Origin of the sequence: Bacillus sp. DX3.1, assembly GCF_030292155.1 — a bacterium.
GTDB lineage: Bacteria > Bacillota > Bacilli > Bacillales > Bacillaceae_G > Bacillus_A.
The window spans coordinates 151950-168802 of the sequence record NZ_CP128159.1; the positions used below are offsets into that span (position 1 = coordinate 151950).

18 protein-coding genes and 6 pseudogenes are annotated in these 16853 nt (G+C 33.5%); 15 read left to right on the plus strand and 9 right to left on the minus strand.

Annotated features, from left to right (window positions below; all coding sequences use genetic code 11):
• Positions 1-77: 77 nt before the first annotated feature.
• A pseudogene (locus QRE67_RS26835) lies at positions 78-572 on the plus strand (IS6 family transposase); the annotation flags it as partial.
• Positions 573-712: 140 nt separating this feature from the next.
• Here QRE67_RS26835 and QRE67_RS26840 read toward each other — a convergent pair.
• Together QRE67_RS26840 and QRE67_RS26845 are read right to left on the minus strand one after the other, a co-directional pair.
• Positions 713-982, minus strand: coding sequence for a DUF1292 domain-containing protein (locus tag QRE67_RS26840; protein WP_286125459.1), 270 nt, complete (start codon positions 980-982; stop codon positions 713-715).
• A gap of 553 nt (positions 983-1535) precedes the next feature.
• Positions 1536-1796 (minus strand): annotated as a pseudogene (locus tag QRE67_RS26845) (pentapeptide repeat-containing protein); the annotation flags it as partial.
• Positions 1797-1861: 65 nt separating this feature from the next.
• On the opposite strand from QRE67_RS26845, the gene QRE67_RS26850 reads away from it, so the two are divergent.
• A complete protein-coding gene (locus QRE67_RS26850) occupies positions 1862-2548 on the plus strand; it encodes an IS6 family transposase (protein WP_286125461.1) in 687 nt (228 codons plus the stop codon).
• 240 nt (positions 2549-2788) lie between these two features.
• Positions 2789-3951, plus strand: a protein-coding gene (locus QRE67_RS26855) for an IS3 family transposase (protein WP_286125462.1) whose coding sequence is annotated in 2 segments (ribosomal slippage) — positions 2789-3056 and positions 3056-3951 — 1164 coding nt in all. Because the reading frame shifts where the segments join, the coding sequence is not laid out codon by codon here.
• A 42-nt stretch (positions 3952-3993) separates the two neighbouring features.
• Here QRE67_RS26855 and QRE67_RS26860 read toward each other — a convergent pair.
• Positions 3994-4563 (minus strand): annotated as a pseudogene (locus QRE67_RS26860) (GNAT family N-acetyltransferase); the annotation flags it as partial.
• A 712-nt stretch (positions 4564-5275) separates the two neighbouring features.
• Here QRE67_RS26860 and QRE67_RS26865 point away from each other — a divergent pair.
• From QRE67_RS26865 to QRE67_RS26890, 6 genes are all read left to right on the plus strand, one after another.
• Positions 5276-5962, plus strand: a complete 687-nt coding sequence (locus QRE67_RS26865; protein ID WP_286123491.1) for an IS6 family transposase — start codon at positions 5276-5278, stop codon at positions 5960-5962.
• Positions 5963-5990: 28 nt separating this feature from the next.
• The gene (locus QRE67_RS26870) at positions 5991-6242 is read left to right on the plus strand and encodes a PadR family transcriptional regulator (RefSeq protein ID WP_289396018.1); all 252 of its coding nucleotides are present in this window, start codon (positions 5991-5993) and stop codon (positions 6240-6242) included.
• A complete protein-coding gene (locus QRE67_RS26875) occupies positions 6235-6822 on the plus strand; it encodes a DUF1700 domain-containing protein (protein WP_286125463.1) in 588 nt (195 codons plus the stop codon). Before QRE67_RS26870 ends, QRE67_RS26875 begins: the two co-directional genes overlap by 8 nt.
• Positions 6819-6983 (plus strand): hypothetical protein, encoded by a 165-nt coding sequence (locus QRE67_RS26880; RefSeq protein WP_286125464.1) that lies wholly within the window; start codon positions 6819-6821, stop codon positions 6981-6983. The genes QRE67_RS26875 and QRE67_RS26880 overlap by 4 nt, the downstream gene beginning before the upstream one ends.
• A 962-nt stretch (positions 6984-7945) precedes the next feature.
• Positions 7946-8698 carry a carbonic anhydrase gene (locus tag QRE67_RS26885; RefSeq protein ID WP_286125465.1) on the plus strand — a complete coding sequence of 251 codons (753 nt, stop codon included), beginning with the start codon at positions 7946-7948 and terminating at the stop codon, positions 8696-8698.
• A 180-nt stretch (positions 8699-8878) separates the two neighbouring features.
• Entirely contained in the window at positions 8879-9586 is a 708-nt protein-coding gene (locus QRE67_RS26890; RefSeq protein ID WP_286125466.1) for an IS6 family transposase, read from the plus strand.
• Positions 9587-9644: 58 nt separating this feature from the next.
• On the opposite strand, the pseudogene QRE67_RS26895 reads toward QRE67_RS26890, so the two are convergent.
• From QRE67_RS26895 to QRE67_RS26915, 5 genes and pseudogenes are all read right to left on the minus strand, one after another.
• Positions 9645-9722 (minus strand): annotated as a pseudogene (locus QRE67_RS26895) (CarD family transcriptional regulator); the annotation flags it as partial.
• Between the two features lie 7 nt (positions 9723-9729).
• Positions 9730-9873: pseudogene (locus QRE67_RS26900) on the minus strand (hypothetical protein); the annotation flags it as partial.
• A 108-nt stretch (positions 9874-9981) separates the two neighbouring features.
• Positions 9982-10836 carry a manganese catalase family protein gene (locus QRE67_RS26905; protein ID WP_286125467.1) on the minus strand — a complete coding sequence of 285 codons (855 nt, stop codon included), beginning with the start codon at positions 10834-10836 and terminating at the stop codon, positions 9982-9984.
• 195 nt (positions 10837-11031) lie between these two features.
• Positions 11032-11346 carry a spore coat protein gene (locus tag QRE67_RS26910; RefSeq protein ID WP_286125468.1) on the minus strand — a complete coding sequence of 105 codons (315 nt, stop codon included), beginning with the start codon at positions 11344-11346 and terminating at the stop codon, positions 11032-11034.
• Between the two features lie 19 nt (positions 11347-11365).
• Positions 11366-11557, minus strand: a complete 192-nt coding sequence (locus tag QRE67_RS26915; RefSeq protein ID WP_286125469.1) for a spore coat protein — start codon at positions 11555-11557, stop codon at positions 11366-11368.
• Between the two features lie 252 nt (positions 11558-11809).
• Here QRE67_RS26915 and QRE67_RS26920 point away from each other — a divergent pair, with 252 nt between their 5' ends.
• The 4 genes and pseudogenes from QRE67_RS26920 (at position 11810) to QRE67_RS26935 (ending at position 13804) form a co-directional block, all read left to right on the plus strand.
• The gene (locus tag QRE67_RS26920) at positions 11810-12022 is read left to right on the plus strand and encodes an alpha/beta-type small acid-soluble spore protein (protein WP_199669027.1); all 213 of its coding nucleotides are present in this window, start codon (positions 11810-11812) and stop codon (positions 12020-12022) included.
• Positions 12023-12335: 313 nt separating this feature from the next.
• Positions 12336-12488 (plus strand): hypothetical protein, encoded by a 153-nt coding sequence (locus QRE67_RS26925; protein ID WP_286125470.1) that lies wholly within the window; start codon positions 12336-12338, stop codon positions 12486-12488.
• 14 nt (positions 12489-12502) lie between these two features.
• Positions 12503-13066, plus strand: a pseudogene (locus QRE67_RS26930) (amino acid permease); the annotation flags it as partial.
• A gap of 30 nt (positions 13067-13096) precedes the next feature.
• Positions 13097-13804 carry an IS6 family transposase gene (locus tag QRE67_RS26935; RefSeq protein ID WP_286125523.1) on the plus strand — a complete coding sequence of 236 codons (708 nt, stop codon included), beginning with the start codon at positions 13097-13099 and terminating at the stop codon, positions 13802-13804.
• 322 nt (positions 13805-14126) lie between these two features.
• Here QRE67_RS26935 and QRE67_RS26940 read toward each other — a convergent pair whose 3' ends face one another.
• On the minus strand, positions 14127-14426 hold the full coding sequence (locus tag QRE67_RS26940; protein WP_286125471.1) for a hypothetical protein: 300 nt from the start codon (positions 14424-14426) through the stop codon (positions 14127-14129).
• Between the two features lie 652 nt (positions 14427-15078).
• Between QRE67_RS26940 and QRE67_RS26945 the strand changes: the two genes are divergently transcribed.
• Together QRE67_RS26945 and QRE67_RS26950 are read left to right on the plus strand one after the other, a co-directional pair.
• Positions 15079-15987, plus strand: coding sequence for an acyl-ACP desaturase (locus QRE67_RS26945; protein WP_286125472.1), 909 nt, complete (start codon positions 15079-15081; stop codon positions 15985-15987).
• A gap of 216 nt (positions 15988-16203) precedes the next feature.
• Positions 16204-16665 carry a CarD family transcriptional regulator gene (locus QRE67_RS26950; protein ID WP_286125473.1) on the plus strand — a complete coding sequence of 154 codons (462 nt, stop codon included), beginning with the start codon at positions 16204-16206 and terminating at the stop codon, positions 16663-16665.
• Positions 16666-16853 lie beyond the last annotated feature (188 nt).

Genomic DNA, 16853 nt, shown 5'->3' on the forward strand with positions numbered 1-16853 from the left:
AATCTCCTAAACTTTTCCATACCGATAGTGCGGTTCTGGTGCAAAAATTATAAGGCTCATGTAACGAATCTTCGAAACTAACAGTAAGATGGTACCTGCGGTACAATTTGAGCTTTCGTAACCTGGTGGAAATGATGGAGGAAAGAGGATTATCAATTGCTCACACAACGATTATGCGTTGGGTTCATCAATATGGACCTCAATTAGAAGAGAAAGTACGACATCATCTTAAATCAACAAATGACTTGTGGAGAGTCGATGAAACTTATATTAAAGTAAAAGGGCAATGGATGTATTTATATCGTGCAGTCGATTCAGAAGGTAATACAATTGATTTTTATCTAAGTAAATCAAGGGATAAACAAGCAGCCAAGCGCTTTTTCAAGAAAGCCTTGGCTTTTTTATACGTTTCTAAACCTCGCGTGATAACAGTAGATAAGAACCCCGCTTATCCTGTAGTAATTCGAGCGTTGAAAGAAGAAAAGCATATGCCTGAAGGCATAGAGCTAAGGCAAGTTAGATATCTCAATAACTGGATGGGAGTCCATATACATATTGTTAAAAGTAGAGTGGTTCAAGTCGGAGAAAGGCACCTGAGGGTGTCTTTTCTTTATGAGGTTCCGCCACATGCTCATCAAGCTACGGTTCTTAAGTACCCCTATATACAAAAACAGAGGGCAGATATGCATCCCCCTCTTGTGTCCAACCATTATTATTCTTGCTCGTCCATAATTTTCTCAAACGCAGCAGATACTTTTTCAAATTCCTCGTCACTCTCAATGTATGAGAATTCACTATCTTCTTCTACTTTTAAAAAGAAAATATCAATGTCTTCCTCTGTTTCCGTTTGAATGTCTTCTACAAAGCCAACAGCAATGTATTCTGCTCCTTCAATATTCATCGTTCCGAGCACTTCAACTTCCTGCTCCTCATTACTCTCATCGTTAAGGGTGAAAATTTCGCCTACTTCAATTTCCGACATATTCATTCTCCTCCTGTTATGCTCTAAAAAGTAGAACGTTCAAATCGCATACTTACTTATATCTTTCCTTAAAAAATCAAATTAATGCGCAAAGAACAAAAATTTTTTGCTGCTTCAGCGTAAGAATCCAACTAAAAGGATATCATATATGAATATGAATGAATACATTTTGGATTCTCGTCACATGCCTATCAAGCTAAGCTTATATAAGTTTAATTTCATGTGAAATTTTTTCTTTTTTCTAAAGATCTAATGTAAGTTCTTTAAAGATTTGCATATCAAATAGACCCTATAGGGTTTCAATTTTTTGGATTACGCTACATGATTGTGAGACATAGAAAAGTTATATACGACGCCTAAGATATCAAAGACTGTTTTCTTCTCATACCTATAAGATTCTCGTCCGTTTTTCTGTAAGAGGCCTCACCATATCAAAAAAAGAAAATCGTACATTATCAAGACTTAAATTCTGAGAACCTTTGATTTAGAGGTTATCATTCAAAAATGAGTCCATTATTTAAAAGAGCCAATTTTGAAGGGAAGCACTGATTGTTTACTTCTTATTCACTTGATAGTATAGTTCGAGAAGTTCTGCTACAGGAATGTTATTTATTTTCATACCTGTTATATCACTCTGCTGTATTTCCACGTTCCTAAGGTTACTATTATTTATTTTACTACCTTTAAGGTCACATCTTTCAAATGTGATTGGATTACCTTCATTTCCAAGACTTGTATCAACGAAACGAACCCCATCTAAAGCCATTTCACTATTAGAAAAGTTTAGATCCGTAAACAATGTATTTCTAAAATTGGTTCTGTTGCAAAGTTTTCTAAAGTAAGCTAAACTCTGTAAAAAACAAACAAGGAGCGTAACAAATGGGATATTTTAAAGGAAAACAGTTCGAGAAAGATATTATCTTGGTAGCCGTTGGCTACTATTGTCGTTTTTCTTTAAGCTATCGCGATGTGTCTGAAATTCTCAAAGAACGTGGTATTTCTATTCATCCAACAACTATCATGCGCTGGGTTCATGAATATGGAAATCTTATCTATCAAATTTGGAAGAAGAAAAACAAAAACACATTGTTATCTTGGCGTTTGGATGAAACCTATATCAAAATTAAAGGAAAGTGGTGTTATTTATATCGAGCAATTGATAAAGAGGGACAAACACTTGATATTCAACTTCGTCAAAAACGAGACAAACAAGCAGCATATACTTTTATGAAAAGACTCGCTCGAACTTTTGGAGAACCAACGGTTCTGACGACAGATAAGGCTCCTTCTTTAGCTTCCGCATTCAAAAAATTAAAGGAGATAGGTTTTTACAAAAATACCTTTCATCGTACAATAAAGTACCTCAATAATATCATCGAGCAAGATCATCGACATGTGAAACGCCGATTTTCCCGTTCCTTAGGCTTTCAAAGCCTTCGCCATGTCTCACGTACTATTAAAGGTATGGAAACTGTTCATGCCATATACAAACAAAAGCGAAGTCTTCAACCAAACTTCGTTTTTTCAACGTATAACGCATTACATGAATTATTAATAGTTTCATAAAACTGGTCAGCAATATTCCCCATCTCTTTATGTCCTCGGAAACTTTGCAACAGAACCCTAAAATTTATATTGTGGAACTTTGAATGGCTAAGATTACAATTATTAATGTGGGGCTACCCATCAAGTTACTATTGCTAAAAGAGCTACCCTCTAAAGTGGAGTGAACCCTGAGAATGAGACGATAAAAAACACCTCTCTAAATCGTAAGTAAGTTATGATTTTAATGGAGGTGTTTTTCGCATGGGGAAAAAGACGCATTATCCCGCCGAAATAAAGTGGAAAGTAGTTGAAATGAAACACCAAGGATTCAAAAATAAAGAAATTATGGATGCCTTAGGAATTAAGCATGTGGCTCAAATTAAAACTTGGATGAAATGGTATCGTGAAGGTGAAACCTATCGGTTTGAACAATCTATTGGAAGACAATCTGCACATGGAAAAGGCTTAAAAAAGTTAACAGAACTTGAACAAAAAGAATTAGAAATACGTTATTTAAAGGCAAAGATTATATTGCTGGAAAAGTGCCAAGAAACCTTAAGGAGGTGGGAGGAAAAGAAGAAATAATGAAAATGATAAAGGAATGGCAATCAATTTTTACAATTGCAGAACTGTGTTCCATATTTAATATTTCGCGCGCTACTTATTATCGTTGGAAAAAGCACGAGAAAACAGTAACTAATCATGAAGAAAAAACCGTAATAGAAATATGTCAACATCATAAATATCGGTATGGATATCGTCGGGTTACAGCTTGTCTACGTAATCAATTTAACATTGTAATGAATCATAAAAAAGTATTACGTATCATGAGAAAATACAACGTATTATCTCGGGTTAGAAAAAAGAAGAAGATATTTGTGCTCGGTCATGAACCAGTGGTAGCTAAAAATAGAATACAACGGAGATTTAAAGCTACCAAGCCTAATGAAAAATGGTTCACTGATATCACGTATTTGATGTTCGGCAATAAGACTCTTTATTTTTCATCTATTATAGATGGGTTTAACAATGAAATTGTAAGTTATAAAATAGGTGAGACACAGGATGTTTCTCTTGTATTAGATACTCTAAAAGAGGCTTTAAGAAAGCGAAATGTGATTGATACGATTTTACATTCGGATCAAGGAAAAGTATATACATCAAAACAATTTCAAACATATGCCAAAGAAAAAGGCATTATCACAAGCATGTCTCGTACAGGAAACTGCCATGATAATGCCCTCATAGAATCCTTTCATTCTCATTTGAAATCCGAAGGATTCTATGCGCAAAATATAAAACAATCGAATAATGCTAGTATAATACAAACTGTGGATGAATACATCCACTACTATAATAATGAACGGATTCAGAGAAAATTAGATAACATGTCACCTATAGATTATAGGAAACATGTGGTCTAGGTGTTTTTTCTTTGTCTCACTAAATGGGGTCAGACCAAAAGCTACTTGATAACACTCCGTTTTAGCCATATTACAGTTTTCATATTGAGTACCTGAAATGTCCTCATTTTCAACTAATTTTTCTATCCCTAATAAGTTTTCTATTATCTTTATATAACAATATCCATCTTCAGTTTTAAAGGTTGCTTGATATCCCGTTTTTCCATAAAAGCAGTGATTGTTTAGCTGTCTACTAGATGTTTCAAGATCCCAGACTCGTACATTCGGAAACTCTTTTTCTATCAAATCTATGACCTTTGAGCCTATGCCTTTACTTTGAGAGTCAGGGTCTACAAAAATACGGTCTATTCTTCCGAAAGATTTACCGGAAATCGTGACAATAATTCCACCTACAATCGTATTGTTGTATATAACCTTGAAGTAATTTAACTCCTTAATCATATAATTAGTCATTTCAATTGAGGAATACCCTGGTGGCTGAATATTATAGTCAATTATATTCTCTTGATCTGGAAGCCATTTTTTTGCTTCTTTATCAAAGGTTCTTTTTTAAATTTCTGTTAACTTTTCAGTATTCGTAATAGATGCTTTATCGTTCCTTATTGTTGACATTTAGACGTCCCTTTTAAACTTAGCATTGAGTGCCTTTAACCCTTATATTACCATATCTGAATTGGTCTAATTTTTTAACTGGGCTATTTCAACAGCTTAAGAAGCTATACTAAACTAGTCCCTAAGAGTAAGTTATATATGCTTATAAATATCTGTGTAAGCAATCTTTAATTGCTCACGTAATTGCTTGTTCTCACCATCCAACTTTTTGAGACGGCGTTGTAGCTACATAATAAACGAACTAGACTAAATATGTAAGTTACTGTTTATATTTCTAATATCTATAAAAAGAAAGGATATTCGTTTTTATATTGAACGAACAATCCTCTCTTCATAATACTCTAATTAATGTACATTTAGACATAATTTAGGCATATTTAATTGGATTTTCTGTACGTTAAGGTAGAACAATTGAGATATGACAACTGGTTATTCAAAAAGCAGAGGTTTACAATATGGAGATTGTGTGCGACATTATATAATTTGTTACTCTTGACTGGGTACGAGATTGTGAGTCCTTAATTCAGTGATGTTAGCTTTTTTGGATTTTGTGAGAAATACTAGAAGGAGGATAGATTTAATTTCTGTATATTAAAATCCTCCTCTATTATTTGTCTCCTAAACAAGACGATTATTATTTCTATTTTGGTTCTGTTGCAAAGTTCTCTAAACCACGTTACATTTTAGAAAAAATGAGTAGGAGCACGACAAGATGAGATATTTTAAAGGAAAACAGTTTAAGAAAGATATCATTTTAGTAGCCGTTGGCTACTATTGTCGTTTTTCTCTAAGCTATCGTGATGTGTCTGAAATTCTGAAGGAACGTGGTATTTCAGTTCATCCCACAACGATTATGCGCTGGGTACATGAATATGGCAATCTGATGTATCAAATTTGGAAAAAGAAAAACAAAACGGTACAGTTATCTTGGCGTTTGGATGAAACCTATATTAAAGTCAAAGGAAAATGGTGTTATTTATATCGTGCCATTGACAAAGAGGGGCAAACGCTTGATATTCAACTGCGTAAAAAGAGAGATACACAAGCGGCATATGCTTTTATGAAAAGACTGGTTCGAACTTATGGAGAACCAACGGTTCTGACTACAGATAAGGCTCCTTCTTTAATTTGCGCATTTAAAAAATTACAGAGGATAGACTTTTACAAAAATACCTTTCATCGTACAACAAAATATCTCAATAATCTCATTGAGCAAGATCATCGACACGTGAAGCGCCGTTTCGCTCGTTCCTTAGGATTTCAAAGTCTTCGTCATGCCTCACGTACGATAAAAGGGATAGAAACGCTTCATGCCATATACAAACAAAGACGAAGTCTTCAATCAGACTCCGTCTTTTCGGCGTATAACGAATTACAGAATTTATTAACGGTTTCATAAAATTTGACCACAATCTTCCCATATCTCTATGTGTAAAAAAACTTTGCAACAGAACCTTTCAGAGCAAATTGAGATATCTGAATCGACTCTTTATCCCATCTTGAAAAGGCTTGAGAATAACGGGCACCTTGAAACGTATTCTAAAGAACATAATAGTAGACTGCGCAAATATTATCATCTTACAGAAAGTGGAGATTCTCAAATTAAAAATTTTCTCCAAGAATGGCATCAAGTAATGGAAGTATATAATTTTATTAAGGGAAGTGAAACAAATGAATAAAGCTTATTTTTTAGACTCTTTAGAACAAAATTTAGGAAGTCTTTTGAGAGAGGAACGATTTAAGTTTATTTCTTATTATGATGAAATTATTGAAGATTACATAGAAGATGGATACAGTGAAAAAGATGCAGTGAAAAAAGTAGGAGACCCGCTGGTAGTTGCGCAGAATATTTTGAAAGAACCGAGGGAAAAGAAGGTAAAAGTCCTTTCAAAAAGTGGCAAAATTTTTATTGGCTTTTTGATTATTTTAGGGTTTCCACTTTGGGGTTCTCTTTTATTAACAGGGATACTACTCATTTTATCAGGATATATAATAATTTGGTGTCTGCCATTTACAACAGGTGCGTTTGCGGTAGTAGGATTAGGTGCTTCTTTAACTAGTATTATAGGAACACCCTTCCTCTTTAAAGAAGGAGCATATCTTGTTGTTACCCAATTCGGTATTGGAATTCTAGTATTAGGATTGAGTATTTTAAGTGGGATAATTACCATTGCTATAGTAAAGCAATTTTTCAAGATTACTATTCGATTTACTCAAAAGATTATAAGCCTATTTAAACGGACGGTGGTATATTTATGACAATAAAAGAGCTGAAAAAGAAAAGCTTTAAATTATCTATTATATTAATAATAAGTGGAATATTTATATCTTTAATTGGTTTTGGAATGTCTGGATGGAATACTAATAAATATAAAACTACCGATCCCAAACTTTGGTATCGTACATTTGAAACAAATTAATTAAATATATTTGTTTCAAATGTAAAAATATCTGATCAATCCTTCATGAAAATGAAGGATTTTTTGTATAATCCAAAAATAGAAAACCTGGAAAAGTCTGCTTATCTATCTTATGTGAGTGTAGGGGTATAACCTATCTGGATTTGGAATCTCTTCTCTAAATGTAGCTTTAAAATAAAGTTTGATTAAAAGGATATGACTATTCTTAATAGGGGTTCAGCCCATCGTCATCAAGTTGAAAAATTTATTATTCCCCAAAACAAAAAAATGAGCTGAATTCTCATAGAGAACTATGGAAGAATAAATTTTTCGTTTTGGGGGCGTTTACTTTTCTTAAGCTGATGGGCATGTATAGTGACCCCTACTTGTTTAAATGCTTTAATAATGATATATAAGTTTCTTCGTTCCCCTCAAGTCGAACCTTTTTTTATCGGATTGTAAAGAGATATGAGGAAAAGAGAGTGAAGTAAATAATCGTATATAGGCACTCTCTTACAATAGTTATGTAAGGTTCATGAAAATATAAAAAGGGAGAAGAATAATAAACATTCTTCTCCCTTTCTACCTACTTGGAGTTTCATTATCATTAGATAGCCGTTGTAATGAATTGAAGGATGTACAATTCACCTTTGTTATTATAACAAAAGAGAGTATAATCGATTGGAAAAACAAAAGAAAGCAGCATAATTTTTGAAACTATACCTACCAAGGTTTATTTGGCATGCTCATTTTTAAGGACAAAAAGTATTTTAAGAGTTTTTTAGTTCATTTGAACGAAAGTTTATTTTGTTTCCATCCTTAAGTTGATGGGCATGCGGTGAGACCCCTGGAAGGGAAGGCAAAGTTTAAAGAAGAGGGTTGTCGGGATCTTTATGCGAATTGTGAAATTTAACACAAACATATTGTGACACTTATTTTCAAGGAGTATACTTATCTTCATCTTCTAAGAAAAGAGGCTTAACATGAAAGTGAAATTTATATGGATAAGTTTACTGACATCTTTCCTACTTATCACAGGATGTAATAACATATCTTCAACTGACAAAAAAGAAAAGGAAGAAAAGACAACTGCAACACATGAAGTGAATTACAATGATCAAAAAAATTGGGAGTTTGAATCAGGCGATTCACAATCACCAATCGACATTGACACAACTAAGACCCAGGAAATGAAAGACAGTGGAGCAATCGAATTTAACTTTAATAATGCTGTACTTGATGAAGTGGACAATGGACACAGTATCCAAGTAGACGTTACTGGAACAGCAAAAATCAATGGTCGTAACTTTGATTTAACACAATTCCATTTTCATGCACCTAGTGAGCATAAACTTGATGGTAAGCATTATCCCATTGAAGTTCATTTTGTAAATAAAGCACAAGACGGTCGTCTAGCTGTTATTGGTGTGTTCTTCAAAGAAGGTGCAGAAAACCAAGGATTCAAAAAAATGATTGATAGCATTAAAAAAGGTGATAAAAACACTTCTGTTGGTGAAATCAATATTGCTGCTATGCTTCCTACCAATAAAAGTTATTATCATTACCTTGGTTCATTGACTACTCCCCCACTTTCAGAAAATGTGGAATGGTATGTCATGAAAAACTCAGTAGAAGTTTCAAAAGCACAAATAGAAGCTTTCCAAAGCTATTACAATAGTAATAATCGTGACATTCAACCATTAAACGAACGTCTAATATTAAAACACGAAGAATAAATAAAATTAAAACATCCCCTCACGATGTACTTTTTGAGAGAGGATGTTTTAATTTACGCTGATAATACGGGTTGGCGGTGGGCTATTTTGGTTCTGGTGCAAAAACTATAAGGCTCATGTAACGAATCTCCGAAACTTGGACATACTGATACTAGTACTTTAAAAAAGGACGTGATTAGTATGGAAAAGCAAAACTTATTCAGGTGGAAACACTATCAGCCTGAACTAATCTTATTAACAGTAAGATGGTACCTGCGGTACAATTTAAGCTTTCGTAACCTGGTGGAAATGATGGAAGAACGAGGAGTATCAATCGCTCACACAACCATTATGCGTTGGGTTCATCAATATGGGCCTCAATTAGAAGAGAAAGTACGATATCATCTTAAATCAACAAATGACTCATGGAGAGTTGATGAAACCTATATCAAAGTAAAAGGTCAATGGATGTATTTATATCGTGCTGTAGATTCCGAAGGGAACACCATTGATTTTTATCTTAGTAAATCAAGAGATAAACAAGCAGCCAAGCGCTTTTTCAAGAAAGCCTTGGCTTTTTCGTATGTTTCTAAACCTCGCGTGATAACAGTAGATAAGAACCCCGCTTATCCTGTAGCAATTCGAGCGTTGAAAGAAGAAAAGCATATGCCTGAAGGCATAGAGCTAAGGCAAGTTAGATATCTCAATAACATAGTGGAACAAGATCATCGTTTTATTAAGAAACGTGTTCATTCTATGTTAGGGTTCAAGTCTTTTGGCACAGCTACATCCATTCTTGCAGGAGTGGAAGCTATGCATATGATTAAAAAAGAACAGATTGATTTACGGGATCAGTCTGTCCAAAACCAGAAAGAATTCATCCATGGATTGTTTGGGCTTACAGCATAAAATAGAATTTCGCTAGAAATATATGAGCTATAGTCTCTTTTATTTTATCTTTGCACCAGAACCCTTTTTCTTCTATGGCTTCAATTATACCTGCTCCGTGCATTGGATAAACAATGTTATCGCCAATTTGAAACATATAATCAACCTAATAAACTTTCATCTGGAAACTTAGAACCGCAATCAATAATCACAATATCGTCTGAATATTGTATTGCATACATGTTTTTTCCTATTTCATTAACCCCACCTAAAGCAAAAATGGATAGTGTATTTTGCACTGTACTCAAAATGAATACCCTCCTTTTTGAAAACATCCAAGCTTATTTGAATCCATATAGAGATTTTCTAATTTAGATTTATGACCAACCATTTATAAAGGGTTGGTCATAATAATCTCAAAGCTCCATATCTTTTAATCCCGGACTATGCTCATTTGACATTTCAGGAAGTTCTGGTATAGGAAAACCTTTTGGTGGCTCCGTTACACTTAACATTCCTTTGTTTCTACTTGGTGATTCACCTTGGAAGATCTCTCCGATTCTTGTTTCATCTAACCTGAAATTAAATTGAGTATTATGAAACCCCATTTCTACATACTTTCTACATTCAGGATACTTATTGATATCGTAGTTTGGTAATGGGAAAAGTTTTCCCCATTCAACGCCTAAAGTTTCTAACGCTTTTGCAAATGCATTTTGATGTGCATTATCACGCACAATTAAAAAGGCAAGTGTTTCACGAAAAGTTTGATTTGAACTCATTTCATAAATCCTTGTCTTTTGAAGTACACCAGTTGATTCAAGAACTAGGTTATCCATTAAATCACTAATTAGATTTCCATGACTATATACCCACGATCCGTTCCATGGATTACCGGCTGCATCTACTGGTAATGAGCTTTGAGCACCAACAATAAAATGGTGAGGATTTGCATGTTTAACCGCCTCATCAAGCGGTGCTTTATCCATACCGGCATTACCTGGTGTAGGCTCACCAGATCCATTTAATAATTGATTAATTGTATTCTGAACGAGCTCTACATGACTAATCTCCTCAAGAAAAACCCCTCGAAGCAAATCACGATATTCCTTCGCTTTTCCTCTAAAATTTGAACTTTGAAAGAAATATTGCATCATCGTACGCATTTCACCAAAATGGCCACCAAGTATTTCTTGTAAGACCTTCGCAGCGGCGGGATCTGGTTGGTCTGGCTTAATAATATTAATCAATTCTTCTTTGTAATAATACATAGAAAATACCTCTCTTTTTTAAGATAAGCAACAATTATAAAATCCCCTAAATTAAGGTAATTTATTCCTGTATATTTTTTTATATTCTATATGCTGTATTTAAAAAAGATAATTAATAAAGAACATACCCTGCTTTTTGTAAAAAGCAGGGTATGTTCTTATGTATCAGATAGAATTCGTATATTTTTTTAGTTCTTAAAGAGGATGTTGTTGATTTTGTGCTACGTTTAGAGCTGTTTGTGTAGTCATTAAATCTACTTGTAACTGTTCTTGTACATTATTCGGATGATAATATCCTTTATCAATCATATATTGACTTACTTGCTTATGTGTATCAATTGCATCCTGTAAATGTTGACGTAATACTTCACGAGTTTGATCAGAAGTAACTTCCGTAATCGCATAAGCATAGTTCCTTACAGCTGTTTTGGATCCAAGTAATAAATCCGTTGCGATAACCTGATCTGTCATAGGTCCCATACCTGTGACATTTTGTATAAATTCATTCATCTATTTCACCTTCTTTTTATTAAGATAGTAAGTTCTTCAAGTCTTGGCAATGTTTCATAGACATGTTTACATCTTGTTGTAATAAACTTTGTAGAGCTGGATCTTGTGCTACGCCAGCCATAACAGCTGATTTAGTCATACATACATTTTTAAATGTTAACATTTCATGTAACTCATTTACTTCATGAACACCTTTTGGATTAGATTCCATTTACTCATCACTCCTTTTCCATATGAATTGAAGCAAGAGAAAAGAAGAGGAGAAGGAGGAATAACACGATCATTTCAAACAAACCTTGTTATGAAAAGCTATTAGAACAGTTCCTCTTCTTGCTCTTTCAACCATATTTTAAGGAGAAAGGGAAAACATATACTTAAATTCCGAAATAAAAAAATACCATAAAAAGGAATAAGTGTTTTTCCATGTTTCGTAGCATATTAAAAACATAGGAGGTGATACAATATGGCAAACAATAAGAGTGGAAATCGTAATGAATTATTGGTTCAAGGTGCTGAAAGTGCACTTGATCAAATGAAATATGAAATCGCACAAGAATTTGGTGTGCAACTTGGCGCAGACGCAACAGCTCGTTCAAATGGATCTGTTGGTGGTGAAATCACAAAACGTCTAGTAGCAATGGCTGAACAACAACTTGGCGGTGGGGTTACTCATTAATTTTATATGTTAAATGGATATAGAGGAGAGACATACTGTCCCTCTTTTCTCATACACTTCTTTTTAAATATATAGTTAATCTTTTTAAGCACATTAAATAAGTTCCGTAGTCTTAGTTTTATTTAGTAAGATTTAAAACAATAAAATGTCAGGATTTCAAAATCTAAAAATGAATTTATATATTTAATCCTTTGAGCTCTCAAGGCCCTAAATACATAATTAAATATAGAAAAATACGAGGATAAAAGGTTAGAGATTCAAATTATAAGCAGGTAGTATATTTGTATACGTAAATAAAAAAGGAGCAGAGTAAATGAAATATGAAGAGGTATTTACGGTTGAAATTTCGGTAGGCAGTGCAAGAGTAGCAAGACATGAGTTAAAGGCTCATGACGTTATTGACGTCGTTGAAAAACTTTCTCAAAAATATTTAAGTAATCATGAGGGGCATTCTCATAATAAATAAAGGAGCATAATGATATGACCTGTCATGATATTAAGAATCAAACGAAAGAAAAAAAAGATTTAAAATGGTGGCAACTCTCACTCATAGGGATAGGCTGTACGATAGGTACTGGTTTTTTTTTAGGATCCAGCATAGGAATTAAAATAGGTGGCTCTTCAATTATTCTTATTCTTATTCTAACTGGATTTACTACATATATTGTATTTGAAGCATTGGCAAAAATGACTGTAAAAGATCCACAAAAAGGGTCTTTTCGCATTTATTCAAGAAAAGCATTTGGAAATTGGGCTGGCTTTAGTCACGGGTGGACATACTGGTGTTCGGAGCTACTTATTATGGGCAGCCAGTTAAGTGCGTTAGGTATCTTTTCACGCTACTGGTTTCCTAAAATACCACTTTGGATATTTGCTGCTATATATGGAATAGCAGCTATATTAATTATTTTTATAGGGATTAAGATATTTGAACGTTTAGAAAAATGGATGGCTATTATAAAAATTACAGCCATAATAGGATTGGTTCTGGTGCAAAAACTATATGGCTCATGTAACGAATCTTCGAAACTTGGACATACTGATACTAGTACTTTAAAAAAGGACGTGATTAGTATGGAAAAGCAAAACTTATTCAAGTGGAAACACTATCAGCCTGAACTAATCTTATTAACAGTAAGATGGTACCTGCGGTACAATTTAAGCTTTCGTAACCTGGTGGAAATGATGGAAGAACGAGGAGTATCAATCGCTCACACAACCATTATGCGTTGGGTTCATCAATATGGGCCTCAATTAGAAGAGAAAGTACGATATCATCTTAAATCAACAAATGACTCATGGAGAGTTGATGAAACCTATATCAAAGTAAAAGGTCAATGGATGTATTTATATCGTGCTGTAGATTCCGAAGGGAACACCATTGATTTTTATCTTAGTAAATCAAGAGATAAACAAGCAGCCAAGCGCTTTTTCAAGAAAGCCTTGGCTTTTTCGTATGTTTCTAAACCTCGCGTGATAACAGTAGATAAGAACCCCGCTTATCCTGTAGCAATTCGAGCGTTGAAAGAAGAAAAGCATATGCCTGAAGGCATAGAGCTAAGGCAAGTTAGATATCTCAATAACATAGTGGAACAAGATCATCGTTTTATTAAGAAACGTGTTCGTTCTATGTTAGGGTTCAAGTCTTTTGGCACAGCTACATCCATTCTTGCAGGAGTGGAAGCTATGCATATGATTAAAAAAGAACAGATTGATTTACGGGATCAGTCTGTCCAAAACCAGAAAGAATTCATCCATCGATTGTTTGGGCTTACAGCATAAAATAGAATTCCGCTAGAAATATATGAGCTATAGTCTCTTTTATTTTATCTTTGCACCAGAACCGTATTATGTATATCTAGAAAAAATAAAAGACAACTCTAATTAAGAGTTGTCTTTTTGTGTAATAAAATTTACAAAATCTGAAGATATACAAACGACTAGAATACGTTATGGTTATTATTATAACAAAAATTAAGATCGTTATGAATAAAAAGAATATCATAATGAGTTTTTGAGCTTTTTGTTAACAAAGTTTCAAAAATAAACTTTTTATAAAGGTTTCTTTTGAATATGATTATTTATTTTGAACATATAATCATGATTATTGTATTTCGAGGGTTTCCTTATAAACCTTAGCTATATATTTTACAAAATCAATGACGGGATAGTGTATTAGTGAACGGTGCTGCGTAAAACGAATCCCTTCTTTTTCCATTTTAAAAATGAGTTGTTCAATTTCCAACTCTTTATGTTGTATCCTATTATAATTTTGGTATACAATGTTTTTCCATTGATAGGAGGAACCGTGAAAATAACTTTCTCCTTTTACCCTGTGACTAAATATTATTTCTATTTTTTCTCTACGTTGTTTTTCTTTCATATGCGCTTCCGTTGACTGCATGTTTATCGCCTCTTCCCTTTGTGCTGTATACTGTTTCCAAAAATACGGTCTAACCCGTGTAAATAACCCCATCATTGCCAATGTACAATGATCTTGTTGGGAATTATCATTTAAGGCTATCTCATCAACTGTATATATTTTTCAAGCGCTTAATCTAACATCTTGGATCTTACATCTAAATAAGTTGTTGGTCTGTATAAAATACCATTAATCTTTTAAGTTTTTGCTACCAATAACAAAATTGGAAAGTAGCGAAAACGCATGAAAGATTAATTGTTTATCAATCTTTATTATAAAACGATTCTTTATGGGCATGCACCTTTTTATACTCACCAAGATTTACAACATGACGAGTATCTTCATCCATGAATGTTATTCTCTATTTACTGAGGATAGTTTTTTTATTTAGGCTAAGCAACATATCGTATGCCTCAGAACCCTTTTTATAAAAAAGGACAATATATGTAACGGTTCCCCTTTTGATATGAAAAAATCATATAGAAATAAAGCGTTCTTAAAGAGTTTTGTTAAAAATTTGTTATGTTTGACTTAAAAAAAGGAAAGTAATATTTATTTGTAGAAAATTTTTAAGGATAAAAATGAATGTAAAAATAGAATGACTATCTATGATAAGAAAAGGGGGCACTTATATATGCTAACAAATGATTTAGATTTCCGATTAGAACCACGTTTAAAAGAACTGTATGAACAACATAAAATAAGAGCGCAGAAGATAGACTGGGGTTATCATGAGTTTTTACCATGGGATAAGGGAATGGACTTTAAAAGAATTCCTTGGGATGAAAGTCAAGTTACGCTTCCTTCTGGTGTAATTACGGCCATTGAAACAGCTTTATTAACAGAAGTGAATTTACCATGGTTTACAACTTATTTATCTGCGACTTTTAAAGGATCCCTTTCTGTTATTACAGACTTTATTCATACTTGGACTTCAGAAGAGGATCAACATTCGAATTTATTGGAGACCTATTTACTACTCACTCGAAGTGTGAACCCTAAACGATTACATGAATTAAGAAAGTCAGTCGTTGAGGGTGGATTTGAGCCTGATTTTCATACACCAATCGAAGCGATGACTTATACGACGCTACAAGAACTTGCAACGATGGTGTTTTACAATAATGTAGCTAAGGTTGCAAGTAAGCATGATCCAGATCTTGCTACATTATTACGCCGTCTTGCAAAAGATGAAACTCTTCATTATGCGTTTTATCGAGACGTCATTCGAACACATTTGGAATTGGAACCTAATTATTGCTATCATATTGCCAATGTGATTATGAATTTTAAAATGCCAGGTGCTGTCATGCCTGATTTTGAAAATAGAATGGCTGTGATTGCAAAAGAAGCTAACTATGGGCCACTGCAATATTTTGATCAAGTACTTGATGTAGTGGTTGATTATTGGGGGTTAAAAGACTTACGACCAATTGCACCTCTAGCTGAAAAAGCAAGAATTGAGATTTTGGGGTACCACACAAGATTGAAAAAAATACGGGATCGATTTGGTCGTTTTCAAGGAAAAACTGATCTACGTTAATTAGTAGAGGTTTCAGAATATACGCGGGGAAATTCCCCTTCCCTTTATTGGAAATCTGACACGCTCCCTATTATTTTGGTGTTGTTTTTACTTAATTTGATTTTTAAAGAAAAAGTGGTTGACGATAAAAATAAATTTATGATATTATGAAATATTTGATAAAAAATCACATATATGTTAAGGTTAAGAAGGTTACCATATATGGAGGTGGATTATATGTTTCAAATTGGCGATAACATTGTTTATCCAATGCACGGAGCAGGTATAATTGAAGCCATAGAAGAAAAAGAATTCTCAGGGAAAAAACAACAGTATTATGTCATAAAAATGTCAATCAGTAATATGCAAGTCATGATTCCTACGGGTAAAATATTGAGTTCGAGTATACGCCCAGTTACTGATATACTTGCATTAAAACACATTATACACATTTTTCAGCATGGAGAATCAGATAGATTACTGCCGTGGAAACAAAGGTATAAAGTGAACACGGACAAAATAAAAACGGGTGAAATACAAGAAGGTGCTGAAGTTGTACGTGATTTAATGCGTATGAAGAAAGAAAAAGCACTTAATACAAGCGAAAAAAAAATGTTGGATAACGCACATGAATTTTTGATTTGTGAACTAGGATTAATTAAAGGGATCACTGAAAATCAAATAAAAAGTTTCTGTTAAGGTTCATTATAGATAATGTATTACATCCCCCGAAAATATCCTGAATTTTTCGGGAATATGATTATTATTAAAAGTAAATCATTTCAAAGACATTCAACTTCTTCAACTCACTTTTAGAGTATGAACCTCTTTTGTTATTACTTCAATCTAATCCATTTTTATTTTTAAATTTCTTTTACGAACGTTCG

What these genes read in the sequence shown, in the direction of transcription:
- QRE67_RS26840 (WP_286125459.1), bottom strand. Translation starts at nt 982, where the DNA reads ATGTCGGAAATTGAAGTAGGCGAAATTTTCACCCTTAACGATGAGAGT.
- QRE67_RS26850 (WP_286125461.1), top strand. Translation starts at nt 1,862, where the DNA reads ATGGGATATTTTAAAGGAAAACAGTTCGAGAAAGATATTATCTTGGTA.
- QRE67_RS26865 (WP_286123491.1), top strand. Translation starts at nt 5,276, where the DNA reads ATGAGATATTTTAAAGGAAAACAGTTTAAGAAAGATATCATTTTAGTA.
- QRE67_RS26870 (WP_289396018.1), top strand. Translation starts at nt 5,991, where the DNA reads ATGTGTAAAAAAACTTTGCAACAGAACCTTTCAGAGCAAATTGAGATA.
- QRE67_RS26875 (WP_286125463.1), top strand. Translation starts at nt 6,235, where the DNA reads ATGAATAAAGCTTATTTTTTAGACTCTTTAGAACAAAATTTAGGAAGT.
- QRE67_RS26880 (WP_286125464.1), top strand. Translation starts at nt 6,819, where the DNA reads ATGACAATAAAAGAGCTGAAAAAGAAAAGCTTTAAATTATCTATTATA.
- QRE67_RS26885 (WP_286125465.1), top strand. Translation starts at nt 7,946, where the DNA reads ATGAAAGTGAAATTTATATGGATAAGTTTACTGACATCTTTCCTACTT.
- QRE67_RS26890 (WP_286125466.1), top strand. Translation starts at nt 8,879, where the DNA reads ATGGAAAAGCAAAACTTATTCAGGTGGAAACACTATCAGCCTGAACTA.
- QRE67_RS26905 (WP_286125467.1), bottom strand. Translation starts at nt 10,836, where the DNA reads ATGTATTATTACAAAGAAGAATTGATTAATATTATTAAGCCAGACCAA.
- QRE67_RS26910 (WP_286125468.1), bottom strand. Translation starts at nt 11,346, where the DNA reads ATGAATGAATTTATACAAAATGTCACAGGTATGGGACCTATGACAGAT.
- QRE67_RS26915 (WP_286125469.1), bottom strand. Translation starts at nt 11,557, where the DNA reads ATGGAATCTAATCCAAAAGGTGTTCATGAAGTAAATGAGTTACATGAA.
- QRE67_RS26920 (WP_199669027.1), top strand. Translation starts at nt 11,810, where the DNA reads ATGGCAAACAATAAGAGTGGAAATCGTAATGAATTATTGGTTCAAGGT.
- QRE67_RS26925 (WP_286125470.1), top strand. Translation starts at nt 12,336, where the DNA reads ATGAAATATGAAGAGGTATTTACGGTTGAAATTTCGGTAGGCAGTGCA.
- QRE67_RS26935 (WP_286125523.1), top strand. Translation starts at nt 13,097, where the DNA reads ATGGAAAAGCAAAACTTATTCAAGTGGAAACACTATCAGCCTGAACTA.
- QRE67_RS26940 (WP_286125471.1), bottom strand. Translation starts at nt 14,426, where the DNA reads ATGCAGTCAACGGAAGCGCATATGAAAGAAAAACAACGTAGAGAAAAA.
- QRE67_RS26945 (WP_286125472.1), top strand. Translation starts at nt 15,079, where the DNA reads ATGCTAACAAATGATTTAGATTTCCGATTAGAACCACGTTTAAAAGAA.
- QRE67_RS26950 (WP_286125473.1), top strand. Translation starts at nt 16,204, where the DNA reads ATGTTTCAAATTGGCGATAACATTGTTTATCCAATGCACGGAGCAGGT.